Source organism: Amycolatopsis sp. cmx-11-32 (assembly GCF_047608695.1).
Taxonomy (GTDB): Bacteria; Actinomycetota; Actinomycetes; order Mycobacteriales; family Pseudonocardiaceae; genus Amycolatopsis.
This window is the reverse complement of record NZ_JADNQN010000015.1, coordinates 1-19,269: the sequence shown is the minus strand read 5'-3', so window position 1 is coordinate 19,269 and position 19,269 is coordinate 1. Positions and strand designations below refer to the sequence as shown.

The 19,269-nt window shown below is 68.9% G+C and carries 22 protein-coding genes; 9 read left to right on the top strand and 13 right to left on the bottom strand.

The window, feature by feature from the left end:
• Positions 1-58: 58 nt before the first annotated feature.
• Together ACM6LR_RS33280 and ACM6LR_RS33275 are read right to left on the bottom strand one after the other, a co-directional pair.
• Positions 59-1,201: an acyl-CoA dehydrogenase family protein gene (locus ACM6LR_RS33280; RefSeq protein ID WP_414945216.1), complete on the bottom strand. Its 1,143-nt coding sequence runs from the start codon at positions 1,199-1,201 to the stop codon at positions 59-61.
• Positions 1,198-3,549, bottom strand: a complete 2,352-nt coding sequence (locus ACM6LR_RS33275) for a bifunctional salicylyl-CoA 5-hydroxylase/oxidoreductase (RefSeq protein WP_414945215.1) — start codon at positions 3,547-3,549, stop codon at positions 1,198-1,200. The genes ACM6LR_RS33280 and ACM6LR_RS33275 overlap by 4 nt, the downstream gene beginning before the upstream one ends.
• A 48-nt stretch (positions 3,550-3,597) precedes the next feature.
• Between ACM6LR_RS33275 and ACM6LR_RS33270 the strand changes: the two genes are divergently transcribed.
• Positions 3,598-3,996: a RidA family protein gene (locus ACM6LR_RS33270; protein ID WP_414945214.1), complete on the top strand. Its 399-nt coding sequence runs from the start codon at positions 3,598-3,600 to the stop codon at positions 3,994-3,996.
• 109 nt (positions 3,997-4,105) lie between these two features.
• On the opposite strand, the gene ACM6LR_RS33265 is transcribed toward ACM6LR_RS33270, so the two are convergent.
• Positions 4,106-4,957, bottom strand: coding sequence for a PaaX family transcriptional regulator C-terminal domain-containing protein (locus ACM6LR_RS33265; RefSeq protein WP_414945213.1), 852 nt, complete (start codon positions 4,955-4,957; stop codon positions 4,106-4,108).
• An 84-nt stretch (positions 4,958-5,041) separates the two neighbouring features.
• On the opposite strand from ACM6LR_RS33265, the gene ACM6LR_RS33260 reads away from it, so the two are divergent.
• Genes ACM6LR_RS33260 through ACM6LR_RS33250 form a run of 3 tightly spaced genes read left to right on the top strand, consistent with a single transcriptional unit; the run spans position 5,042 to position 6,559 of the window.
• Positions 5,042-5,716, top strand: a complete 675-nt coding sequence (locus tag ACM6LR_RS33260; RefSeq protein ID WP_414942264.1) for an oxidoreductase — start codon at positions 5,042-5,044, stop codon at positions 5,714-5,716.
• A 37-nt stretch (positions 5,717-5,753) separates the two neighbouring features.
• On the top strand, positions 5,754-6,104 hold the full coding sequence (locus ACM6LR_RS33255; RefSeq protein ID WP_414942263.1) for a PLDc N-terminal domain-containing protein: 351 nt from the start codon (positions 5,754-5,756) through the stop codon (positions 6,102-6,104).
• A 38-nt stretch (positions 6,105-6,142) separates the two neighbouring features.
• A complete protein-coding gene (locus ACM6LR_RS33250; protein WP_414942262.1) occupies positions 6,143-6,559 on the top strand; it encodes a nitroreductase family deazaflavin-dependent oxidoreductase in 417 nt (138 codons plus the stop codon).
• Between the two features lie 86 nt (positions 6,560-6,645).
• Here the strand turns inward: ACM6LR_RS33250 and ACM6LR_RS33245 are convergent, their stop codons facing one another.
• Together ACM6LR_RS33245 and ACM6LR_RS33240 are read right to left on the bottom strand one after the other, a co-directional pair.
• Positions 6,646-7,830 (bottom strand): acyltransferase family protein, encoded by a 1,185-nt coding sequence (locus ACM6LR_RS33245; protein WP_414942261.1) that lies wholly within the window; start codon positions 7,828-7,830, stop codon positions 6,646-6,648.
• A 97-nt stretch (positions 7,831-7,927) separates the two neighbouring features.
• The gene (locus tag ACM6LR_RS33240) at positions 7,928-9,262 is read right to left on the bottom strand and encodes an FAD-binding oxidoreductase (RefSeq protein ID WP_414942260.1); all 1,335 of its coding nucleotides are present in this window, start codon (positions 9,260-9,262) and stop codon (positions 7,928-7,930) included.
• Between the two features lie 70 nt (positions 9,263-9,332).
• Here ACM6LR_RS33240 and ACM6LR_RS33235 point away from each other — a divergent pair, with 70 nt between their 5' ends.
• Positions 9,333-10,217 (top strand): LysR family transcriptional regulator, encoded by an 885-nt coding sequence (locus ACM6LR_RS33235; protein WP_414942259.1) that lies wholly within the window; start codon positions 9,333-9,335, stop codon positions 10,215-10,217.
• Here the strand turns inward: ACM6LR_RS33235 and ACM6LR_RS33230 are convergent.
• The 3 genes from ACM6LR_RS33230 to ACM6LR_RS33220 all read right to left on the bottom strand — a co-directional run bounded on the left by ACM6LR_RS33230 (position 10,186) and on the right by ACM6LR_RS33220 (position 12,844).
• Entirely contained in the window at positions 10,186-11,280 is a 1,095-nt protein-coding gene (locus ACM6LR_RS33230; protein WP_414945212.1) for a methyltransferase, read from the bottom strand. The two genes, ACM6LR_RS33235 and ACM6LR_RS33230, sit on opposite strands and share 32 nt — an antisense overlap.
• A gap of 125 nt (positions 11,281-11,405) precedes the next feature.
• On the bottom strand, positions 11,406-12,230 hold the full coding sequence (locus ACM6LR_RS33225; protein WP_414945211.1) for an NAD(P)H-binding protein: 825 nt from the start codon (positions 12,228-12,230) through the stop codon (positions 11,406-11,408).
• Positions 12,227-12,844 carry a hypothetical protein gene (locus tag ACM6LR_RS33220; RefSeq protein ID WP_414945210.1) on the bottom strand — a complete coding sequence of 206 codons (618 nt, stop codon included), beginning with the start codon at positions 12,842-12,844 and terminating at the stop codon, positions 12,227-12,229. Before ACM6LR_RS33220 ends, ACM6LR_RS33225 begins: the two co-directional genes overlap by 4 nt.
• 52 nt (positions 12,845-12,896) lie before the next feature.
• Between ACM6LR_RS33220 and soxR the strand changes: the two genes are divergently transcribed.
• Positions 12,897-13,343 (top strand): redox-sensitive transcriptional activator SoxR, encoded by a 447-nt coding sequence (soxR, locus tag ACM6LR_RS33215; protein WP_414942255.1) that lies wholly within the window; start codon positions 12,897-12,899, stop codon positions 13,341-13,343.
• On the opposite strand, the gene ACM6LR_RS33210 is transcribed toward soxR, so the two are convergent.
• The gene (locus tag ACM6LR_RS33210; RefSeq protein ID WP_414945209.1) at positions 13,333-14,553 is read right to left on the bottom strand and encodes an RNA polymerase sigma factor; all 1,221 of its coding nucleotides are present in this window, start codon (positions 14,551-14,553) and stop codon (positions 13,333-13,335) included. The two genes, soxR and ACM6LR_RS33210, sit on opposite strands and share 11 nt — an antisense overlap.
• Entirely contained in the window at positions 14,541-14,909 is a 369-nt protein-coding gene (locus ACM6LR_RS33205; protein ID WP_414942253.1) for a YciI family protein, read from the bottom strand. Before ACM6LR_RS33205 ends, ACM6LR_RS33210 begins: the two co-directional genes overlap by 13 nt.
• Positions 14,910-15,185: 276 nt before the next feature.
• On the opposite strand from ACM6LR_RS33205, the gene ACM6LR_RS33200 reads away from it, so the two are divergent.
• On the top strand, positions 15,186-15,953 hold the full coding sequence (locus ACM6LR_RS33200; protein WP_414942252.1) for an SDR family oxidoreductase: 768 nt from the start codon (positions 15,186-15,188) through the stop codon (positions 15,951-15,953).
• Here the strand turns inward: ACM6LR_RS33200 and ACM6LR_RS33195 are convergent.
• Entirely contained in the window at positions 15,944-16,504 is a 561-nt protein-coding gene (locus tag ACM6LR_RS33195; protein ID WP_414942251.1) for a TetR/AcrR family transcriptional regulator, read from the bottom strand. The two genes, ACM6LR_RS33200 and ACM6LR_RS33195, sit on opposite strands and share 10 nt — an antisense overlap.
• 83 nt (positions 16,505-16,587) lie before the next feature.
• Between ACM6LR_RS33195 and ACM6LR_RS33190 the strand changes: the two genes are divergently transcribed.
• Together ACM6LR_RS33190 and ACM6LR_RS33185 are read left to right on the top strand one after the other, a co-directional pair.
• Entirely contained in the window at positions 16,588-17,076 is a 489-nt protein-coding gene (locus ACM6LR_RS33190; protein ID WP_414942250.1) for a DoxX family protein, read from the top strand.
• 51 nt (positions 17,077-17,127) lie between these two features.
• A complete protein-coding gene (locus tag ACM6LR_RS33185) occupies positions 17,128-17,289 on the top strand; it encodes a hypothetical protein (RefSeq protein ID WP_414942249.1) in 162 nt (53 codons plus the stop codon).
• A gap of 19 nt (positions 17,290-17,308) precedes the next feature.
• On the opposite strand, the gene ACM6LR_RS33180 is transcribed toward ACM6LR_RS33185, so the two are convergent.
• Positions 17,309-18,016, bottom strand: a complete 708-nt coding sequence (locus ACM6LR_RS33180) for a hypothetical protein (RefSeq protein WP_414942248.1) — start codon at positions 18,014-18,016, stop codon at positions 17,309-17,311.
• 781 nt (positions 18,017-18,797) lie between these two features.
• On the bottom strand, positions 18,798-19,269 hold a 472-nt coding region (locus tag ACM6LR_RS33175; RefSeq protein WP_414945208.1), incomplete at its 5' end, for an HNH endonuclease signature motif containing protein.

Sequence of the window (19,269 nt, the reverse complement as noted above, 5' to 3'; positions counted from 1 at the left end):
GAACAAGGGGAGAGACGATGACCGTCAGACTGGAGCACCCAGACCCACCGCCGTCCGGTCAGGAAGAAGTCAGGGATCGCGCGATGATCGTCCGCTGGACCTCGGACGCGCCTTCGTAGATTCGCGGCGCCCGGACCTCGCGGTAGAGGTGTTCGAGCAGATGCCCGCGCCGCAGTGCCCGCGCGCCGTGGATCTGCACGGCCGAGTCGACGACGTACTGGGCGGTCTCGGTGGCGAACAGCTTCGCCATCGCGGCCCGGCCGGCGAGGTTCCGCTCGCCCGCGTCATAGGCGGCGGCCGCGGCGTAGACGAGCAGACGTGACGCCTCGGTGCGGGTCGCCATCTCGGCAAGGGTGTGGGCCACGGTCTGCTGCTTCAGCAACGGCCCGCCGAACGCGACCCGGGTCTCGGCGTGGGTGACGGCGGCGTCGAGCGCGGCCTGTGCCATCCCGACGGCGAACGCGCCGACGCTCGGCCGGAACAGATCCAGTGTCCGCATGGCGACACCGAAACCGCGGTCCTGTTCGCCCAGCAGTTCGCCCCGCTCGACCCGGACCCCGTCGAACACGAGAGTGCCGATGGGATGCGGGCTGACGAGGTCGAGGTGCTCGCCGGAAAGTCCGGCGCGATCGGCCGGGACGACGAACGCGGAGACGCCGCGTGAACCCGCTTCCGGTGTGGTGCGGGCGAAAACGCTGTAGAAGTCGGCCTCGGGGGCGTTGGAGATCCACATTTTCTCACCGGTGAGGCGCCAGCCGTCGCCGTCGGGCTCGGCGGCGAGTTCGAGTGCCGCCGCGTCCGAGCCCGCGTTCGGTTCGGTGAGCGCGAAAGCGGCGACGGCGTCACCCGCGGCCACGGCGGGAACCCACTTCGAGACCTGTGCGTCCTGTCCGGACTGCAGTACCGCATAGGTGCCCAAACCCTGCAGTGCCAACGCTGTCTCGGCTTCGGTGCTCTGGCTCGCGAGGGATTCCCGTAGGATGCAGAGATCCGTCGCGGCGGCCTCGCGGCTCGGGCTGCCGCCGTCGGCACCGGGGAACAACCGGGACAGCAGGCCGAGCGTGCCCATTTCCTTGAGCAGTGGCCGGTTGACCGCGCCTTCGATGCCGGATTCGGCCAGTGGGCGGAGTCTTTCGGCGCCCAGCCGTCGGACTTCGTCGGCGAAGGCGCGTTGTTCCGGGTTCAACGCGAAGGCGGTCATCGATCGCTCCCAGGTCGCCAGCGGGCATGTGCGGTGCCGGGTTCCCCCGAGCGCAACAGTTCCAGCCGTGGCTTCGGCCCGTCGGTGCGGCCGCCCTGCGGTTTCCGCCTGCCCGCCGCGTACTGCTTCGGCCACGGCATCGGGTACTCCTGTTCGGCGGCGGCGTGCAGTGTCCACTGTGGATCGTAAAGGTGGGCTCGGCCGAGGGCGCACAGATCCGCGCGGCCCGCCAGGATGAGCGAGTTGACGTCGTCGTAGGAGGAGATCGCGCCGACGGCGATCACCGCGATCCCGTACTCACGCCCGATCTCGTTGCGGATGCGGTCGGCGTACGGCGTCTGGTAGCTGCGGCCGTACTCGGGTTTCTCCTCGCTGACGACCTGCCCGGTCGAGACGTCGATGCCGTCCGCCCCGTGCTCGGCGAACGCGCGCGCGATCTCGACGGCTTCGTCGACGTCGATCCCGCCGTCGTACCAGTCGGTCGCGGAGATACGGACGGTCATCGGCCGCTCGACCGGCCACGCCGCGCGGACCGCGTCGAAGACCTCGAGCGGGAAGCGCAGCCGGTTCTCCAGCGAGCCGCCGTAGTCGTCGGTGCGCCGGTTGGTCAGCGGGGACAGGAAGGATGACAGGAGGTAGCCGTGCGCGCAGTGGAGTTCGAGGAGGTCGAATCCGGCGCGGCCGGCGGCACGGGCGGATTCGGCGAACTGGTCGCGGGTCTCGTGTAACTCGGGGGCGGTGAGTTCGCGCGGCGTCTGGTTCGCGTCGCTGTACGGGATCGCGGACGGGCCGCAGATCTCCCAGTTGCCCTCCGGCAGCGGCTGGTCGATCCCGTCCCACATGAGTTTCGTGGAACCCTTGCGGCCGGAATGGCCAAGCTGGACACCGATCCGCGCGGGAGTGTTGCCGTGGACGAAGTCGGTGACCCTGGCCCAGGCGCGCTCTTGTTCCCCGGTGTAGAGCCCTCCGCAGCCCGGGGTGATGCGGCCGGTCTCGGAGACGCAGACCATCTCGGTCATCACCAGCCCGGCGCCGCCGAGCGCCTTGCTGCCCAGATGCACCAGGTGGAAATCGTTCGGGACACCGTCGTCCGAGGAGTACACGTCCATCGGGGAGACGACGACGCGGTTCGGCAGGTCCAGGTTCCCGACCCGGAATGGCTGGAACATCGGCGGCCGGACCTCGGTGTCCACGGTGGACGCGAACCAGGCGTCCAGTTCGGCGGCGAACTCGGGGTCGCGCAGCCGGAGGTTGTCGTAGGTGACACGGCGGCTGCGGGTGAGGATGTTGAACGCGAACTGCGGCGGATCCTGATGCGTGTACTGGCCCAGGTTTTCGAACCACTCCAGGCTCGCCTGCGCGGCGCGCTGGGTCGAGGTGACGACGGGACGACGCTCGGCCTCGTAGGCCTTCAAACCAGTGTCCATATCGGACTGTTCGTGCAGGCAGGCGGCGAGTGCGAGCGCGTCCTCCATGGCGAGTTTCGTGCCGGAGCCGATGGAGAAGTGCGCGGTGTGGGCGGCGTCGCCGAGCAGGACGACGTTCTCGTGCCGCCAGCTCGCGCAGCGCACGGTGGCGAACGCGGTCCACTTCGAGTTGTTGGCGAACACCTGGTGGCCGCCGAGGACGTCCGCGCACAGTTCGCGGATGACCTCGATCGACTTCTCGTCGCTCTCGCCCGGCGCGAGTGCCGTCGTGGCGATCTCGCCGAACGCGCGCTGCCAGACGTCCTCGTGGAGTTCGAGGATGAAGGTGCTCGCGGTGTCGCTGTACGGGTAGCCGTGGATCTGCATGATCCCGTGCGGGGTTTCGAGGACGTGGAACTTGAAGGCGTCGAAGACCAGATCGGTGCCGAGCCAGATGTATTTGCAGCGCCGGGTCCGGATGTCCGGCCGGAAGCTTCCGGCCAGCGCGGCGCGGGTCGGCGAGTTGACGCCGTCGGCCGCGACGACGAGGTCGTACTCCGCGCTCGCCTCGGCCGCGCTCGGCGCCTCGGTGCGGAAACGCACGGCCACGCCGAGTTCCGCACAGCGTGCCTGGAGGATGCCGAGCAGTCGTTCGCGGCTCATCGCGGCGAACCCGTGCCCGCCGGAGGTGTGCACCGTGTCGCGGAAATGCACGTCGATGTCGTCCCAGCGCGCGAACTCGCGCCGCATGGCGGCGTGGATCACCGGATCGGCGTGCTCGATGCCGCCGAGGGTCTCGTCGGAGAACACCACCCCGAACCCGAAGGTGTCGTCGGGCGCGTTGCGCTCCCAGACGGTGATCTCGTGATCGGGATGGAGCTGTTTCGCCAGCGTGGCGAAGTAGAGCCCCGCCGGGCCGCCGCCTAACACCGCGATACGCACGTCGCTCAGGGTATGTCGCGGTATGTACGACCGTCAACGATGCGGGATATGCTGACCAGCATGGAGCGTATCAATCCGCCAGGGCTCGGCCGCCCTTCCGGCTTCTCGCACGCTGTCGCGGCGAGCGGACGGTTCGTCTTCCTCGCCGGTCAGACGGCTTTGGACGAGGAGAACCGCATCGTCGGCGACGGCGTGGTCGAGCAGTTCGAACGTGCGCTGACCAACTTGCTCACCGCGTTGCGCGCGGCGGGCGGGGAGCCGTCGGACCTGTGCAGCGTGACCATCTACATCGTCGACATGGACGACTACCGCGCCCACGCGCGCGAGATCGGCGCGGTGTGGAAGCGGCTGGCCGGGAGCGAGTACCCGGCGATGGCGGGGATCGGCGTCAGCCGGCTTTGGGACGTCGAGGCGCTGGTCGAGGTGCAGGGCTTCGCCGTCGTCTAGTACTGGATGCCGCCGCCGTGTCGTCCGTCTGATCACGACGCTGGTGATCAGGCGGACGACACGCGTGATCAGCTGGACGACACGCGTGAGGGGCGGATGCGGTGCCGGGCTAGCTAAGCAGCGTCCGCGAGACGTGCGCGGCCGCGGCCTCGCCCAGTCGCGAGTGCAGCGTGAAGAACAGGTCCCCGGCCCGGATCCCGGCCCACGCGGGCGGCAGCAGTTCGGCGGGCAGCCCGGGGTCGAGGTAGGGCAGGCGCCGCCAGTGGGTCAGCACCCGGACGTAGTCGGCGAACGCCTCGGCCTCGTCCGTGGTCTTGCGCCGTTGCCAGCGCCGGAGCGCGGGCGTGTGCTCGTCGAGGAAAGCCGCATAGAGCGTTTCGAGCTGGTCGAGGTCCCACCACTCGCGGATCTTCTCCCGCACGTCGCCGAACGCGAGGTGCTCGGCGTGGAAAAGATCGGCGTAACTCTCCAGTTCGAGCCGTCGCAGCATGTCCGACGTCGCGTCGCGCAGATGCGCGGGCGCGATCCAGACACCGGACGACGCCGTCCCGAAGCCGAGCCTGGCGAGCTGGGTGCGAAGAACATGCCTTTTGTGCCGTTCGGCTTCCGGGACGGAGAACACCGCGAGCAGCCAGCCGTCGCCGGGGGTGGCGCGGGCGCGGCGGAAGATCCGCTCGTCCCCTTCGCGCAGGATCGCCAGCGCGGTCTCGGAAAGTTCGTAACCGGCCGCGCCGTTCCGGCGCACCGCGGAAAGGATCCCGCGCCGCTTCAGCCGGGAGATCGACGATCGGACGGCGGGTTCCTCGACGTCCACCCCGGCCAGCAGGTCGATCAGGGAACGGACCGAAAGCCAGCCGCCTTCGCCGCGTGAGTAGAGGCCGTACACGGTCACGATGAGCTGGCGCGGTTGCGCCGTCCGCCCCGCGCCGTCGACTTCGGTTGCCTCCGACACGGCCGTCACCCGGTCACCATAACAATGAGCCCCCGCTCCCGGCGCCCGCACATTTCGGCCGTGACCGAAGCGTTCCGCACTTAGCGTCGCGGTATGGAGAATTTGCTGATCGAAGCCCCCGTCCCGCCGGTGCCCCAGGACGTCGAGCCGGGTGGTGTCCGGTGGCTGCGCGCGAACGTCGCCCGGTTCAGCCCCGCCGAGGACCACGCGCGGCGCCGCTCGCTCGTGCTCGCCGAACTCGCGCCGATGGCTTCGTTGCGGGACAAGGCCTCCGCGTTCACCCGGGAGCTACAAGGCGAGCCGGTGGACCGGATCGTGTGGACGGTCCCGGTCGCCGTCCTGGCTGCCGAACTCGGCCTTCCGGACGTTTCCCGCGACATCGCGACGGTTTCCGCCGCTTACCACCCGCACACCGAAACCGGTCCTGACGCCGAAGAGGCCATGCGGCGGCTGATCGAGGACTGTGGCGGCGATGTCGACGAGCGGACGGCCGCGCGGATCGGGCTCCTGGTGCAGGCCTGTGACGCGACGGCCAAGCTGCTCGGCAAGGCCCTGGCCGCTCACCGGCCCGGCGAGGACGCCACGAGCCTGCTCGACCGTGTCCTGCGCGAGGATCCGCCGGTCCGGATCACCCGGCGGTGGGTCGGTGGCGAGGTCGTCGAGGTGGACCTGACGGAACGTCCGTTCGGAGCAGGGCCCAGACAGTGCCCGGGCCAGGCACACGCACTCGAAGTGGCCGCGGGAATTCTCGAAGTCCTCTTGTGCTAATACTTACCCCGGTCATCTGGAACTGGGGAGTTTTCGCATGCTGTATTTCAATGGTTTCTTCGGCGTTCTCACACTCGGTCTGTGGATCTTCTGCGTCGTCGACGTGATCACCACGGACGAGGGGTCATGCCGCAACATGCCCAAGGGGATGTGGCTGCTGCTGGTGCTGATCGTCCCGTTGATCGGCTCGATCGTCTGGCTGGTCGCCGGCCGTCCGCAGCACGCCGCCCGCGCCCCACGCGGCCGCTGCGAACGCGAAAGCCCGGCGTTCCCGGAGTACGACCGGCCGGGCCGGTTCGCCGCGACGAGCGCCGAGGGCGACGAAGAGTTCCTGCGGAAGTGCCGTGAGCGCGCCGAAGCGCAGCGCCGCAAGGCACGCGAAGACTGAGTAGCCTCGGCGGGAGAAAGATCGACGCTGGAGGACGAATGACCGACCCGCTGGACTGGAACCGGAACATCATCAAGGAATTCCGTGAGAACGAGGGGAAGGTGGGCGGGCCGTTCGAGGGTGGCTCCCTGCTGCTTCTCACGACCACCGGAGCGAAGAGCGGTGAGCCGCGGACCTCGCCGCTCGCCTACGCGGAGGAGGACGGCAAGTACGTCATCGCCGCGTCGTACGCCGGTGCCGACAAGAACCCCGCCTGGTACCACAACATCGTGGCGAACCCGAAGGTCACCGTCGAGGTCGGCACGGAGAAGTTCGACGCGACCGCGACCGTCGTCCTCGAAGACCGTGCCGAGCGGGACCGTCTCTACGCGAAGATGGTCAGCCTCATGCCGGGCTTCGGGGACTACGAGAAGAAGACCGATCGGGTGATCCCGATCGTCACGCTCTCCCGCTGACTTCGCAATTAGTCCTCTAGTTGCGGTCCTTGCGCGTGCAACTACCGCAACTAGAGGACTAAACGCGGGGGTGGTCAGCGGGGTGGTCAGTGTGCGGCGCTGGGGGCCTCGACCGCGCGAGGCTCCCTCGTGAGTTCGACTTCGGCGGCACGCAGGGCCTTGCGCTCCTGGCGGCGCGCGATCAGCTTCTTGCCGGTGACGATCATCGGCTGCTCCACCCAGCGGTGGATCAGGTCCGCGATGCCCAGCCCGACCGCGAACACGGTCAGCGCGCTGATCATCCGGTGCTCGCCCAGCGGTGGGATCGCCGCGACCACGACGAAGTGCACCGGGCCCTGCAGCAAGTAGAGCGAGTACGAGCGCTCACCGACGAAGCGCATCACCTTCGTCCCCAGCAGCCAGCGCAGCGGTCCCGGCGAGACCAGCACGACCAGCAACATCGCCGAGAGCAGGCCGTAGGCGATCAGCAGGCCAAGGTTGCTGCCGGTCTCCCACCACAGGCTTTCCATGTTGACGTGCAGCACGGCGAACGCGCCGAACACCGGGATCGCGGCGAGCGGATGGGTCAGCGGTTTGATCACCGCGTAGGACCGGCGGTAGTGCATCGCGATCGCCAGCACGCAGCCGATCAGCAGGATCGCGTAGTGCACCGTCGACCGGTAGATCGGCACCTGCGGCCCGTTGAGCACCCAGCCGCTGGTGACCCCGACCAGCCCGGCCATCAGCGCGAACGCGGCGAACGCCAGCGCGAGTTTCCGCCAGGCCGCGGCCAGCCCGACGGCGCCCGCGACCACCAGCAGGAACGGCCAGACCAGGTAGAACTTCTCCTCGATGCCCAGCGTCCACGAACCGCTGAAGAAATTGTCCGCGCCGTTCGGTTTGCTGCCGGGCAGGAACTCGTTGAAGAACGTCAGGTAGTACTTCAGCGCGTGCGGGAACTCGCGGGTGAAGAACTCGCCACGCAGCCATACGAACACGACGATCCCGCCGAGGATCACCAGGTACGGGGGCAGGATCCGGAACACCCGGCGCAGGTAGAAGGCCCAAAGCGAGATCCGGCCGGTCCGGTCCTGCTCACGCAGCAGCAGCGTCGTGATCAGGAAACCGGACAGCACGAAGAAGATGTAGACACCGACCCAGCCCGACAGCCAGCTCCACTTCGGACCAGCGAAGTGGAAGAGGATCACGATGGTGGCCGCGATCGCGCGCAGCCCGTCGAGCGCGGGGAACCGACGCATGGCGAGGAACTCGTCATGGCCCAAAGTGCGCACAGTGCCCCCTAATGGCGGTATCGGCCCGGAAGTATACGGGTGCCGGCCTGTGCGCCTTCCGCCCGGATCGGGGCCTTCTGGCTGCGGATTCTGGACATCACCCAGCGTCACGCGCCGGTTCGACGTTGTGCGTGAGCCGGAACCGGTTCGCCGGGTCGACGGCCTTCTTGATCTTCGCGAGGCGTCGCAGGTCAGCGGCCGAGTACACCTTGGACGCTTCCTCGGCCGGGTCGCTCTCGCCGTAGACGAAGGTCAGGAGTTTGCCGGTCGACCAAGGCTTCAGCGCTTCGAACAGCTTTCCGTGCGCGCTCCGGATCTCCGGGATCGAAGAGTCGTCCACTACGGACAGTGCCCGGACGGTGAAGCGGGCCTCGCGGTCCCAGCCGACGCCAGGGTGCTCGGGCACGTCGGACAGCGCGCCGCCGAGCAGGTCCAGCAGGACGACGGTCGGCACCGGCGCGTCCGGGCCGGCGTGTTCGAGGATCGCGTCGAGCATCGTGTCGTTGAGTTCGGACACGGTGGCGTTGTCGGCGCGGTAGCCGTGCGGGAACGGCGGCTCGTTCGCGATCTTGCCCGATTCGGTGAACGGGATCTCGGCGAGCGTGTCGCCGAGCACCTTGGCGGCGGCGCGCAGCGGGGCGACCAGGCGTTCGCCCTCGGCGGTGTCACCGAGGTACGCGATCCGGATCTGCGCGACGTGCTGCCCGCGCAGCGGCTCGGGCACCATCGGCAGGTCCGGCATCGGGACCATGCCCAGCGACGACGTCATCTCGCGCGGCATCTCCGCCGCCCAGTCACGCCAGGTGTGGAGTACCGCGGCCAGCGATTCGGTGCCGAACTGCAGGCTCCCGCCGTACAACCGGGTGACCGGAACGAGCCGGAACTCGAGCGCGGTGACGATCCCGAAGTTGTCGCGGCCACCGCGCAGTGCCCAGAACAGGTCCTGTTCGGTGTCCGGGGTGGCGCGCCGGAGTTCGCCGTCGGCGGTCACGACCTCGATGGCGGTCACGCGGTCGGCGGCGAGGCCGTACTCGCGGCCGAGCAGGCTGAACCCGCCGCCGAGGGTGTAGCCGACGACGCCGACACCGGGGAACGAACCGCTCAGCGGTGCCAGCCCGTGCTCGGCGGCCGCCTCGATGACCGCACCCCAGCGCACACCCGCGTCGACGCGGGCGATGTCGCCGTCGATCCGGATCCCGGTCATGCGCTGGGTGGTGACGAGGACGCCGCCCTCGAAGGGGACGCCCACGCCGTGCCCGGTCGAGTGGACCGCGATCGGGAGGTCGTGTTCGCCGGCGTACCGGACCGCCTCGACGACGTCGGCGGCCGAGGCCGCGGGCACGATCACGGCGGGACGTCGGGGGACGGCGGTCTGAAAGCCGGCGAGTTCATTGTCGTAACCGGAATCGCCGGGGCGGAGCATCGTGGTCATGCCTCCAGCCTGATCTCGATCCGGCCAGAAGTCCAAGATCTGGTTTGTCTGGGAACTAGAATCATCCGTTATGGAACTGCGTCAGCTCGAATACTTCGTCGCGGTGGCCGAGGAGGCGAACTTCACCCGGGCCGCGGAGCGGCTGCACGTCGCGCAGCCCGGCGTCAGCGCCCAGATTCGCCGTCTCGAACGCGAACTCGGACAGCCGCTGCTGGACAGGTCGGCCCGGGCGGTGCGGCTCACCGAAGTCGGCGCCGCCGCGCTGCCGCACGCGCGGGCCGCGCTCGCCGCCGTCGCCGGGGTGCGGCAGGCGGTCGAGGAGCTCACCGAGCTGGTCCGCGGCCAGGTCGCGATGGGCATGGTGTCCTCGCGTGGTCCGGTCAACCTGCCGGATCTGCTGGCGCGGTTCCACGAACACCATCCCGCGGTGGACATCACGCTCGCCGAGGCGACCTCCGACGTCCTGCTCGCGGGTGTCGCCGACGGCCGGTTCGACATCGCGCTGATCGGGCTCTCCGGCGAACCGCCGCCGGGGATCGGCTTCGAGGTCGTCCTCGACGAGCCGCTCGTCGCCATCTCCGGGCCGGACGATCCGCTCACCGGGCAGGCCACGATCACGCTGTCGGAGCTGGAAAGCCGCTCGCTGGTGAGCCTGCCGAAGGGCACCGGCATGCGCGCGATCGTCGACGCGGCCTTCCTCGCCGACAGCGCGCAGCCGCGGGTGACGCTGGAGGCGGGCGACCCGAACGTCGTCGCCGAACTGGTCGGGCGCGGCCTCGGCGTCGCGGTGGTGCCGATGTCGCTGGCGACGCACTACACGGAACTGCACGCCATGGAGATCACACGACCGGCGGGGTTGCGCGCGAAACTGGCGCTGGCCTGGCGGACGGAGGGGCCGGTCAGCCCCGCCGCCCGCGTGTTCATCAGTCAGGCACGGGCGCTGCTCGGTTTGTGAGCCGCCACAACGAGGTGACCTCCCGCGCGCGAAACACGTGCAGTGGATCGCGTGGATCGGTGGCCCGGCGATGCCTCGGCCGGGTGTCCTCCCGGCCTCGGACCTCGAGTCCGGAGCGCTCGAATGCCCTGAGGAGCTGGGCGCGGGTGCGCAAGCCCAGCAGTTCGGCGAGGTCGGACAGGATCAGCCAAGCCTCGCCGCCAGGTTCGAGATGCCGTGGCAGCCGGTCGAGGAAGGCGTTGAGCATCCGGCTTCCCGGGTCGTAGACGGCTCGTTCGAACGGGGTGTGCGCGCGGGCGGGCAGCCAGGGCGGATTGCAGACGATCAGTGCCGCGCGCCCCGGCGGGAACACGTCCGTCTCGAGGGTTTCGACGTGCGGGAAGCCGAGGCGCTCGAAGTTCTCCCGCGCGCAAGCGAGTGCGCGGGGCTCGGTGTCGGTCGCCACCACCCGTTCGACGCCCCGACGAGCGAGGACCGCGGCGAGCACACCGGTCCCGGTGCCGATGTCGAACGCCAGTTCCTTCGAGGGCAACGGAGTTCGCGCGACCAGGTCGACGTATTCGCCGCGGACCGGGGAGAAGACCCCGTGGTGCGGATGGATCTTCGCGCCGAGTGCCGGGATTTCGACGCCGTTGACCCGCCATTCGTGCGCGCCGACGACGCCGAGCAGTTCTCGTAGCGACACCAGCGACGCGGTTTCCGAAGGGCCGTAGACCTCGGTGCAGGCCGCCCGGACATCCGGGCCGCGGCGCAGCGGCAAGACGTGTCCCGGATCCAGCGGGACCAGCAGCCTGCCGAGGATCCTCGCCCGGCGCGCTTGATGGATTCGGTGGTCTCGAAAGGGTTTTCCGGCCGCCGAACCGCATCGGCGCGACATCGCGGCGAGGAGGTTCCGCGCGTTCGGGAAGTCGCCGTGCCAGGCGAGTCCGGTGCCTGACACGGCGAGTCGATACGCCTCGTCGGCGGTGACCCGATCGTCGACGGTGACGACGGTTCGAGGCGGTATCGCGGCGACGGTGGTCAGCCAGCGCCGACCATCGTCCTTTATGGACAGGGGGTTCATGGTTTCCGTTCCTGGATTCGCCCATGGCGAAGAGACCCCACGGGCGGTGCTCGTCGGGGGACAAGATCAGGAACGGCGGCTAGTGGACCGCCGCGGCATGGACCGGTGTCGACACGAATCCGATGCTACTGGAAATCGGCCGCGTGGTCGGCCGCCCAGGCCTCGAAGTCCTGTCCGGGCCTGCCGGTGACGTCTTGGACGGTCGAGGTGACCTCGCCCGGTTTCGCCACCAGTCCGCGGAAGCCGGTCAGCATCGTGTCGACGATGAAGTCCGGCATCCTCGCGAGCATCGCCTCGCGTGCCGCCGCCAGCGGGATCTCCTCCCAGCGCGCCGGACGGCCGGCGGCCTCGCCGATGATCCGGACCTGGTCGGCCTGGGTGATCGGCCGCGTGCCGGTGAGGACGTACTTCGCCCCCTCGTGCCCGCCGCCGGTCAGCGCCTCGACGGCCACCGCGGCTAGGTCCTTCTCGTGGATCAGCGGCATCGACGCCTGGCCGTAAGCCCCTCGGACGACGCCGTCCGCGCGGATCGACGGCGCCCAACCGAGGGTGTTCGTCGCGAATCCGTGCGGCCGCAGGAAAGTCCAGTCGATACCCGCCGCCTCGATCGCCTCCTCGACGGTCCGGTGCCAGGCGCCGATGAGGTTGTCCTGCTCCGCCAAGGAATCGTCGACGGCACCCGAAGACAGGAACACCACTCGCTTCACTCGTTCGCCCAGCAGCGACACCGTGGGCAGGAGCGCCTCGGCGGATCCGGCGAGCATCAGGAACACCGTGTCGACGCCGTCGAGCGCCGGCGCGATCGTCCCGGGTTTCGCCAGGTCACCGCGGACACCGTCCGGCGGCGGATTCCGGCTCAGCGCCCGGACCGGTACGTTCCGCGCTCGCAACTGGGTGGCTACTTGCGCGCCGACGTTGCCCGTGGCTCCGGCGACCAGGATCGGCTTCATGCCGCCACCGCCGAGACGACCGGGCGGTACCGCTTGACCGACCCGCCCTCGGTCATACCGGGGTAGGTCTGCACCTTCTTCCAGACGTCCGTCGTGCCGATGCCGTTCGCTCCGGGGGCGGCGAGCGCGGCGAGGTGTGCTTCGGCGCTGGTCCATTCGGCGTAGTTCAGCACGCGTGTCCCGTCAGTGCTCACATGGAAGTACCCCGAGATCCCGCCTTCCGGTCGCGCGGGTTCCGAGTCCAGCGCGGTGAAGACGAGGTCGATCCAGTCCCGCTGCCGCTGTTCGTCGGGCCCCTCGAATTCGACCGAGACGACCACGAGCGCGCCGGGGATCCCCTCGCTCCGGTTCCCGCGGTAGAGGCGGTAGACGGGCGCGCCGTCCAGGTTCTCGATGGCGTCTTCGCTGGTCCACTGCGCGTAGGTGAAGGCGCCGTCGTGGTCGATTCCCTCGTACGCGGTGAAGGAGACGAGTCCTTCGCCCCCGCGCCTCTCGAACGCCTCTCGCGCGGCCTCGGCGCTCGGCCACTCCCGCGCCACCGCCACCAGTTCCTCCGCCGGTGTCGGCCAATGTCCTGTATGGATGGTCGTTTTCGCGATCCCCTGTTCCGTCATGCCTCCAGCATGAAACTTAAACAAGGGTTCAAGTCAAGCTAGGATCGTGGACATGTCCGAACCGCCGTCCGAGCTGACCATCGGCGAGCTGGCCCAGCGCAGCGGTGTCGCCACCTCCGCCCTGCGGTTCTACGAACGCCAAGGCCTCATCAGCAGCAGGCGGACCAGCGGAAACCAGCGCCGGTACCCCCGCGGCACACTCCGCGCGCTCGCGTTCATCCGTGCGTCGCACCACCTCGGCATCCCGCTGGAGGTGATCGGCGGCGTGCTCGACCTCCTGCCGGAGGGCGCCGCGCCGGACCAGGCGTTCTGGCAGCGTGCCTCCCGGTGCTGGAGCGCCGAGATCGACAAACGCATCGAGAAACTGGAGTGCCTGCGCGACCGGTTCACCGAATGCATCGGCTGCGGTTGCCTGTCCTTCGAGCAGTGCGTGCTGGTCAACCCCGGTGACGTCCTCGCCGCCGAAGGACCCGGTCCGGCCCGGTTGATCAGCGACTGATCGCGGCCAGTTTCCGTTCCAGCAGCCGCCGTTCGGCGCTGTTCTCCGCTCGCCGGATCGCCGCCTCGTAGGCCTGTGCCGATTCCGCCTTGCGGCCGAGCCGGTGCAGCAGATCGGCGCGGATGGCGTGGTACAGGTGGTAGTCCTCCATTTTCAGCTCGTAGATCGCGTCGAGTGCCGCACCGGGACCGTCCACCTCGGCCACCGCGACGGCGCGGTTGAGCGCGACGACCGGCGTCGGGTTCATCGTCAGCAGCAGGTCGTACAGCTGGACGATCTGCGACCAGTCCGTGCTTTCCGCGCCGACGGCGTCGCTGTGGACGGCGTTGATCGCCGCCTGGATCTGGTACGGACCGGGCTGGTTCCGCCGCAGGCAGGCGCGGACCAGCGTCTGCCCTTCGGCGATCAGTTCCCGGTTCCACCGCGACCGGTCCTGATCGGCCAGCAGTACGACGTCGCCGTCCGGGCCGGTGCGGGCGAGCCGGCGGGACTCGGTGAGCAGCATCAGCGCCAGCAACCCGGTGACCTCGGGTTCGTCGGGCATGAGGCCTGCCAGCAGCCTGCCGAGCCGGATCGCCTCGGCGCACAGGTCGTCCCGCACCAGCCGCTCACCGGAGCTGGCCGTGTGACCCTCGTTGAACACGAGGTAGAGCACGGCGAGCACCGAACGCAGCCGGTCCGGCAGATCGGCGTCGTCCGGGACGCGGTACGGGATCTTCGCGTCGCGGATCTTGCCCTTCGCCCGGACCAGCCGCTGCGCCATCGTCGTTTCGGGGACGAAGAACGCGTGCGCGATCTCGCCGGTGGTCAGCCCGCCCAGCAGTTTCAGGGTCAGCGCGACCTGCGCGGTGACGGCCAGCGCGGGATGGCAGCAGGTGAAGATCAGGCGCAAGCGGTCGTCCCGCACGGGTCCCTCCTCCGCTGGTTCGTCGGCAGCGTGGATCAGCACGGCTTGGGCGTGTTTGTCGTCGCGCGCGGCTTCCCGGCGCAACCGGTCGATGCCCTTGTTGCGGGCGGTCGTGATGATCCAGCCCGCCGGGCTCGGCGGCAGACCGGTGGACGGCCACCGGTCCACCGCCGCGGCGAAGGCGTCCTGGACCGCTTCTTCGGCGATGTCGATGCTGCCGAAGACGCGGACCAGGACGGCCACCGCGCGGCCGTACTCCTCGGTGAAGACGCGGCCGATGTCTTCGGTGGTCAGGGGACGCACGAAGGGTCTTCCTCGCCCTGGAACGGCCGGACCTCGATCGGCAGGCCGGTGATCTCGGCGATCCGGCGGCCCCATTCGAGTGCCGCGTCCAGATCCGGCGCCTCGACGATGGTGAACCCGCCCAGGTGCTCCTTGCCCTCGGCGTACGGGCCGTCCGTCATCACGATGTCGCCGTTCTCCTTGGCCCGCAGCACGGTCGCCGTGGTCGGCGGGTGCAGCCCGGCGGCGAACACCCAGGCGCCCGCGGCCTGCATCTCGCCGTTGAGCGCCTGGAGCTCGCGGGTGATCGGCTCGAGGAACTCCGGCGGCGGGATGGGGCCGTCGGGCTGGTAGAGGCTGATCAGGTACTGGGTCATCGCGTCCTCCTCGTTCGAAGCGGCTTGTCACTTCCTATACGAAGAACATCCCGCCGATTCGACAACGATGGCGATATTTTTCTCCCAGAAGCGTTGTCGCAGGTCAAGCGGTGTTCATCAGCACGACGTCTGGCGCGAGCACGCCGGTCTCGTCCCAGCCGCTCTGGCGGCTTGACTGGTACTGCCGGACCCAGGTTGACCAGGACGTGCCATCTCTCCGCGTGAGCCGGTTTCCTGGACTCAGAACGAAAACGAGTCCACTCAGGAGAGACAAAGATGACTGACTCCCCGGCACGGCACGCGAACAGGGTCGCCGTCGTCACCGGCGCGTCCAGCGGGATCGGCGAGGCGACCGCGCGGCGGCTCGCCGCCTCCGGTGCCGCGGTCGCGCTCATCGCCCGCCGGGCGGACCGGCTGGAGACCCTGTCCAAGGAGATCGAACAGGACGGCGGAACGGCGCTGGTGATCGCGGCCGACGTCGCCGACGCCGAAGCGATGCGCGCCGCGGCGGCCGAGGTCGAGGTGAAACTCGGCCGGGCGGACCTGCTGTTCAACAACGCCGGCGTGATGCTGGCCGCGCCGATCGACGAACTCGCGACCGGTGACTGGCAGCGCATGATCGACGTCAACATGACCGGCCTGATGAACTCGATCGGCGCGTTCGTCCCGCATCTCGTCGCTTCGGCGGCGGAGAAGGGTGTCGCCGACCTGGTGAACACGTCGTCCATCGGCGCGCAGGCCATCTTCCCGTCCTTCGCCGTCTACGTCGCTTCGAAGGCGTACGTCACCCACCTGTCGAAGAACCTTCGCGCCGACCTCGGCCCGAAGGACGTGCGGGTCGCGGTGGTGGAGCCCGGTCTGGTCGACACCGAACTGCAGGGCCACGTCACCGACGCCGGTGCGAACGAGTGGCTGGACGGCGTGCGCGAGACGCTGACCTGGCTGGAGCCGGGTGACATCGCGGAGACCGTGGCGTTCCTGACGTCGCTCCCAGCGCGGGTCAACGTCCAGCAGATCACCGTGATGCCCACCGGTCAGGTCTGATCCGGGTCGCGGGGGAAGAGGATCCGGGCGATCGCGCGGGCGGCGGTGTCCGGATCCTCGAGGTGTTCGGCGCGCAGCGCGCCGGTGAGCCACAGGTTCGCGAAGCCGTGCATCAGCGACCACGCGGCGACTCCCGCCAGCTCATCGTCGCTGACCGAGGACGCCCCGCCCGCCAGCAGGCCGCCCGCGCGGTCACGGGCGGCGACCAGCGCCGTGTCGTCCTCGCGGTGGAGTTCAGGGCGGAACATCACCTCGAAATGCGCGCGATGCTCGATCGCGAACCGCACGTAGGCCACCCCGACCTCGACGAAGTCCCGCGTGCGTTCGCCCGTGGCGGCGAGTGCGTCCGCGAGCAGTCCGAATCCCTCGGCGGCCAGTGCGGTGAGCACTCCGGTCTTGTCGCCGAAGTGGTGCACCGGACCGGCGTGCGAGACGCCGGCGCGCCGGGCGAGATCGCGGAGGCTGATCCCGGCCGGGCCGTGTTCGGTGATGGCCGCGACGGCGGCGTCGAGCACGGCCCGTCGGAGGTCGCCGTGGTGGTACGGACTCATGCCGATGAATCTAGTCATTGACAAGATAGCCCGCAACGACGCATCTTGTCAGTGGAAAGTTTCGCTGCTCGGAGGGTGTTGTCATGGATCCCGGTCTCGTACCCGTACTGATGTTGGCCGCCGTCACGGCGACGTCGTCCCTGCTGGGGGTGGTGGGTGCCCGTCGCCTGAAGCCCTGGCCGGTGGCCGTGCGCGGCGGTGTCGCGGCCCTGTTCGTCACGACGGGGCTCGCGCATTTCATCGGCATGCGCGAGGAACTCATCGCGATGGTGCCGCCCGCGTTGCCCGCGCCGGCGCTGCTGGTCACCGTCACCGGTGTCCTCGAACTGGCGGGCGCCGCGGGAGTGCTGTGGTCGCGCACGGCGCCGTGGGCGGCCGCCGGGCTGACCGTCCTGCTGCTGGGGATGTTCCCGGCGAACGTGTACAAGGCGCTGAACGGGCCGGTGACGTCGGTGATGGACGAACTGGTACCGAGGAGCCTGATGCAGGTGGTCTTCCTCGCCGCGACGGTGTCCCTGGTGGCGCATTACGCGCGTACGCCGAACGGCCCCTTTGCCCAAAGGAGACCTTAAGTCTTTCCCAAGTTCGGACCCCTCCCCGAAGAACCGCCCTACCATCCGAGAATGAAGATCTCATTGTGGATCGGATTCTGTGGGCTGTGCATCCTCGCCGGGCATATGCTTCTCGGTGCGGTGGGTCTCGTACTGCTGATGAGCTGCCTCCCGGCGGGGCACGATCACGAATCCGTTGACAAGACAGGGAAAGCGCCCGCGCGACTGGCCTGAGGGGCCGCGCGGGAAATCCTTATCCCAAGGTGCTCGCGAAAGCGAGTGCGCCCAGAACCGGAACAACTATCACCGCGATCACCACCGTCCGGCGACTCGGTTTGGGACTTTCCAGGAATGCGACGATTCCGGCCGGAACCAACGCGACGCAAAGGCCGGTGGTGCCGATGATCGAAACGATTTCGGTTCCCTTCAGCACGCCCAGCGGTAGTAGTCCCATCGTCGCCAGCCCGATCGACTGGACGGCGTTGAGCGTTTTGGCGCGATAGGCGGCGAAGGCGAGCACGAACCAGCCGAACAGGATCGTGAACGACAGGAAACTGAACAGATGCAGATCCTGATATGACTCACTGACCACACTCTCGGCGAAACCGGCGCCGCGCCGGATGGTGAGACCCATCGCGGCCTGGTCGATCCCGGCGTGGAAGGTCCGCTCGAAGAGTCCAATAAGGACGAACAGGCCACCCCAGGCGGCCAACGCGGGCTTGGTGCGCCCGATCTTCGTGGCGAGCGCGATGATCGCGGGGAACAGCAGGACGTTGCCCGCGAGGAAACACGTGTAGGCGGCCGTCATCAGGCCGGGATGGTCGCTCATCGCCCTGAGCTGATCGGGGAAGAAGAAGGTGAACCGGGACCGCAGCAGCGTGCCGGTGAGCAGCAGGACCGGGCCGAGGACCATCGAGACCGCGGCGACGGGGCGGCCGGGGAAGACGTAGTCGATTTCCATGGCGGTGAGCCTGCCGATCCTGGCGCGTGCCCGGATCGGCTCACGGTCCGGTCTTTCGGCTCAGACCGTGGGTGGACTCGTGAGTGGTCTGGGTTCGCCGTTTATCGGCAATGGGCTCAGAACACGGGGCGCATGTCGCCGATCCAGTGACAGCGGCTCCGCTGGTGGAGCGGCTGACGGGGTGCGGTTGGCGGCACTGGGTCCATGCGCGGCATGGGAGAGCGCTCGCCGATTCTCGGCAACGGGCCCAGAACGGTGCCGGAAGACTGGCTGCTTATCGCCGATCCAGTGACAGCGGCTCCGCTGGTGGAGCGGCTGACGACCGCGCAGCTGACGGCACTGGGCTCGTAAGCGGCTTGAACGAACGTGTGGCCGGTTTTCGGCAACGGACGTGACAGTGGCCCGGCTGGTGAAGCCACTGACAACCGCGCAGCAGACGACACGGGGTCCGTAAACAGCGCGAACGAACGTGTGGCCGGTTTTCGGCATTGGAGGCGGGCGGTGGCATACGTCGCGCGAACAAACGAGTAGCCATCTTTCGGCAAAGTGTTTCAGCACGGTGGCGGAGGACCGGCCGCACGTCACCAGTCCCGCTCGCGGAACGACCGGCGGCCGCGCGGCCGGCGGCACTGGCTTGTAGTGGCCCGGAACAGCGATAGCCGATTCTCGGCAACGGACGTGACAGCGGCCCCGCTGGCGGAGCGGCTGACAACCGCGCAGCAGACGACACCGGGTCCTGACAGCGCGAACAAGCCAGTAGCCGTTTGTCGGCAATGTGCTTTTAGAACGGTGGTGGTTCGTCTTGGGGTGTTTTCGGGCGGGGCGTGTGCAGGGGTGGGGGCGTGCTGTCGTGCCGCTGTCCGGTGGGGGTGGTGATGGTGAGGGTGCCGTCGGGTGTGAGGTGGTAGGTCCAGCCGGGTTCGTCTTTGAGGCGGTGGTCTCGGCGGCAGAAGCTGACGAGGTCGGCGGCGTCGGTACGGCCACCGAACTGCCACGGCACGGTGTGGTCGAGGTCGCAGGCCTGGGCGGGACGGTGACAGCCAGGTCTTCGGCATTCGCGATCGCGGACCCGGACGTACTCGTCAAGCCCCGCGGTGGGCCGGTACCGGTCCCGGCCCAGGTCCAGTACCTGCCCGGACAGCGGATCGGTGATGATCCGGCGTAATACCGTGTCGGGTCCGGTCGCGATGTGACGGGCCAGCGTAGCCGGAAGATGACCGTGCCCGGCCATCTCCGCCGGATCACCATTCAGC

Excerpts from the sequence above, each read along its gene's own strand:
- soxR (WP_414942255.1), top strand. The coding sequence starts at position 12,897 with ATGTCCGAACCGCCGTCCGAGCTGACCATCGGCGAGCTGGCCCAGCGC.
- ACM6LR_RS33260 (WP_414942264.1), top strand. The coding sequence starts at position 5,042 with ATGGAGAATTTGCTGATCGAAGCCCCCGTCCCGCCGGTGCCCCAGGAC.
- ACM6LR_RS33220 (WP_414945210.1), bottom strand. The coding sequence starts at position 12,844 with ATGACGGAACAGGGGATCGCGAAAACGACCATCCATACAGGACATTGG.
- ACM6LR_RS33225 (WP_414945211.1), bottom strand. The coding sequence starts at position 12,230 with ATGAAGCCGATCCTGGTCGCCGGAGCCACGGGCAACGTCGGCGCGCAA.
- ACM6LR_RS33270 (WP_414945214.1), top strand. The coding sequence starts at position 3,598 with ATGCTGACCAGCATGGAGCGTATCAATCCGCCAGGGCTCGGCCGCCCT.
- ACM6LR_RS33255 (WP_414942263.1), top strand. The coding sequence starts at position 5,754 with ATGCTGTATTTCAATGGTTTCTTCGGCGTTCTCACACTCGGTCTGTGG.
- ACM6LR_RS33230 (WP_414945212.1), bottom strand. The coding sequence starts at position 11,280 with ATGAACCCCCTGTCCATAAAGGACGATGGTCGGCGCTGGCTGACCACC.
- ACM6LR_RS33235 (WP_414942259.1), top strand. The coding sequence starts at position 9,333 with ATGGAACTGCGTCAGCTCGAATACTTCGTCGCGGTGGCCGAGGAGGCG.
- ACM6LR_RS33180 (WP_414942248.1), bottom strand. The coding sequence starts at position 18,016 with ATGGAAATCGACTACGTCTTCCCCGGCCGCCCCGTCGCCGCGGTCTCG.
- ACM6LR_RS33240 (WP_414942260.1), bottom strand. The coding sequence starts at position 9,262 with ATGACCACGATGCTCCGCCCCGGCGATTCCGGTTACGACAATGAACTC.
- ACM6LR_RS33200 (WP_414942252.1), top strand. The coding sequence starts at position 15,186 with ATGACTGACTCCCCGGCACGGCACGCGAACAGGGTCGCCGTCGTCACC.
- ACM6LR_RS33250 (WP_414942262.1), top strand. The coding sequence starts at position 6,143 with ATGACCGACCCGCTGGACTGGAACCGGAACATCATCAAGGAATTCCGT.
- ACM6LR_RS33185 (WP_414942249.1), top strand. The coding sequence starts at position 17,128 with ATGAAGATCTCATTGTGGATCGGATTCTGTGGGCTGTGCATCCTCGCC.
- ACM6LR_RS33195 (WP_414942251.1), bottom strand. The coding sequence starts at position 16,504 with ATGAGTCCGTACCACCACGGCGACCTCCGACGGGCCGTGCTCGACGCC.
- ACM6LR_RS33280 (WP_414945216.1), bottom strand. The coding sequence starts at position 1,201 with ATGACCGCCTTCGCGTTGAACCCGGAACAACGCGCCTTCGCCGACGAA.
- ACM6LR_RS33190 (WP_414942250.1), top strand. The coding sequence starts at position 16,588 with ATGGATCCCGGTCTCGTACCCGTACTGATGTTGGCCGCCGTCACGGCG.
- ACM6LR_RS33205 (WP_414942253.1), bottom strand. The coding sequence starts at position 14,909 with ATGACCCAGTACCTGATCAGCCTCTACCAGCCCGACGGCCCCATCCCG.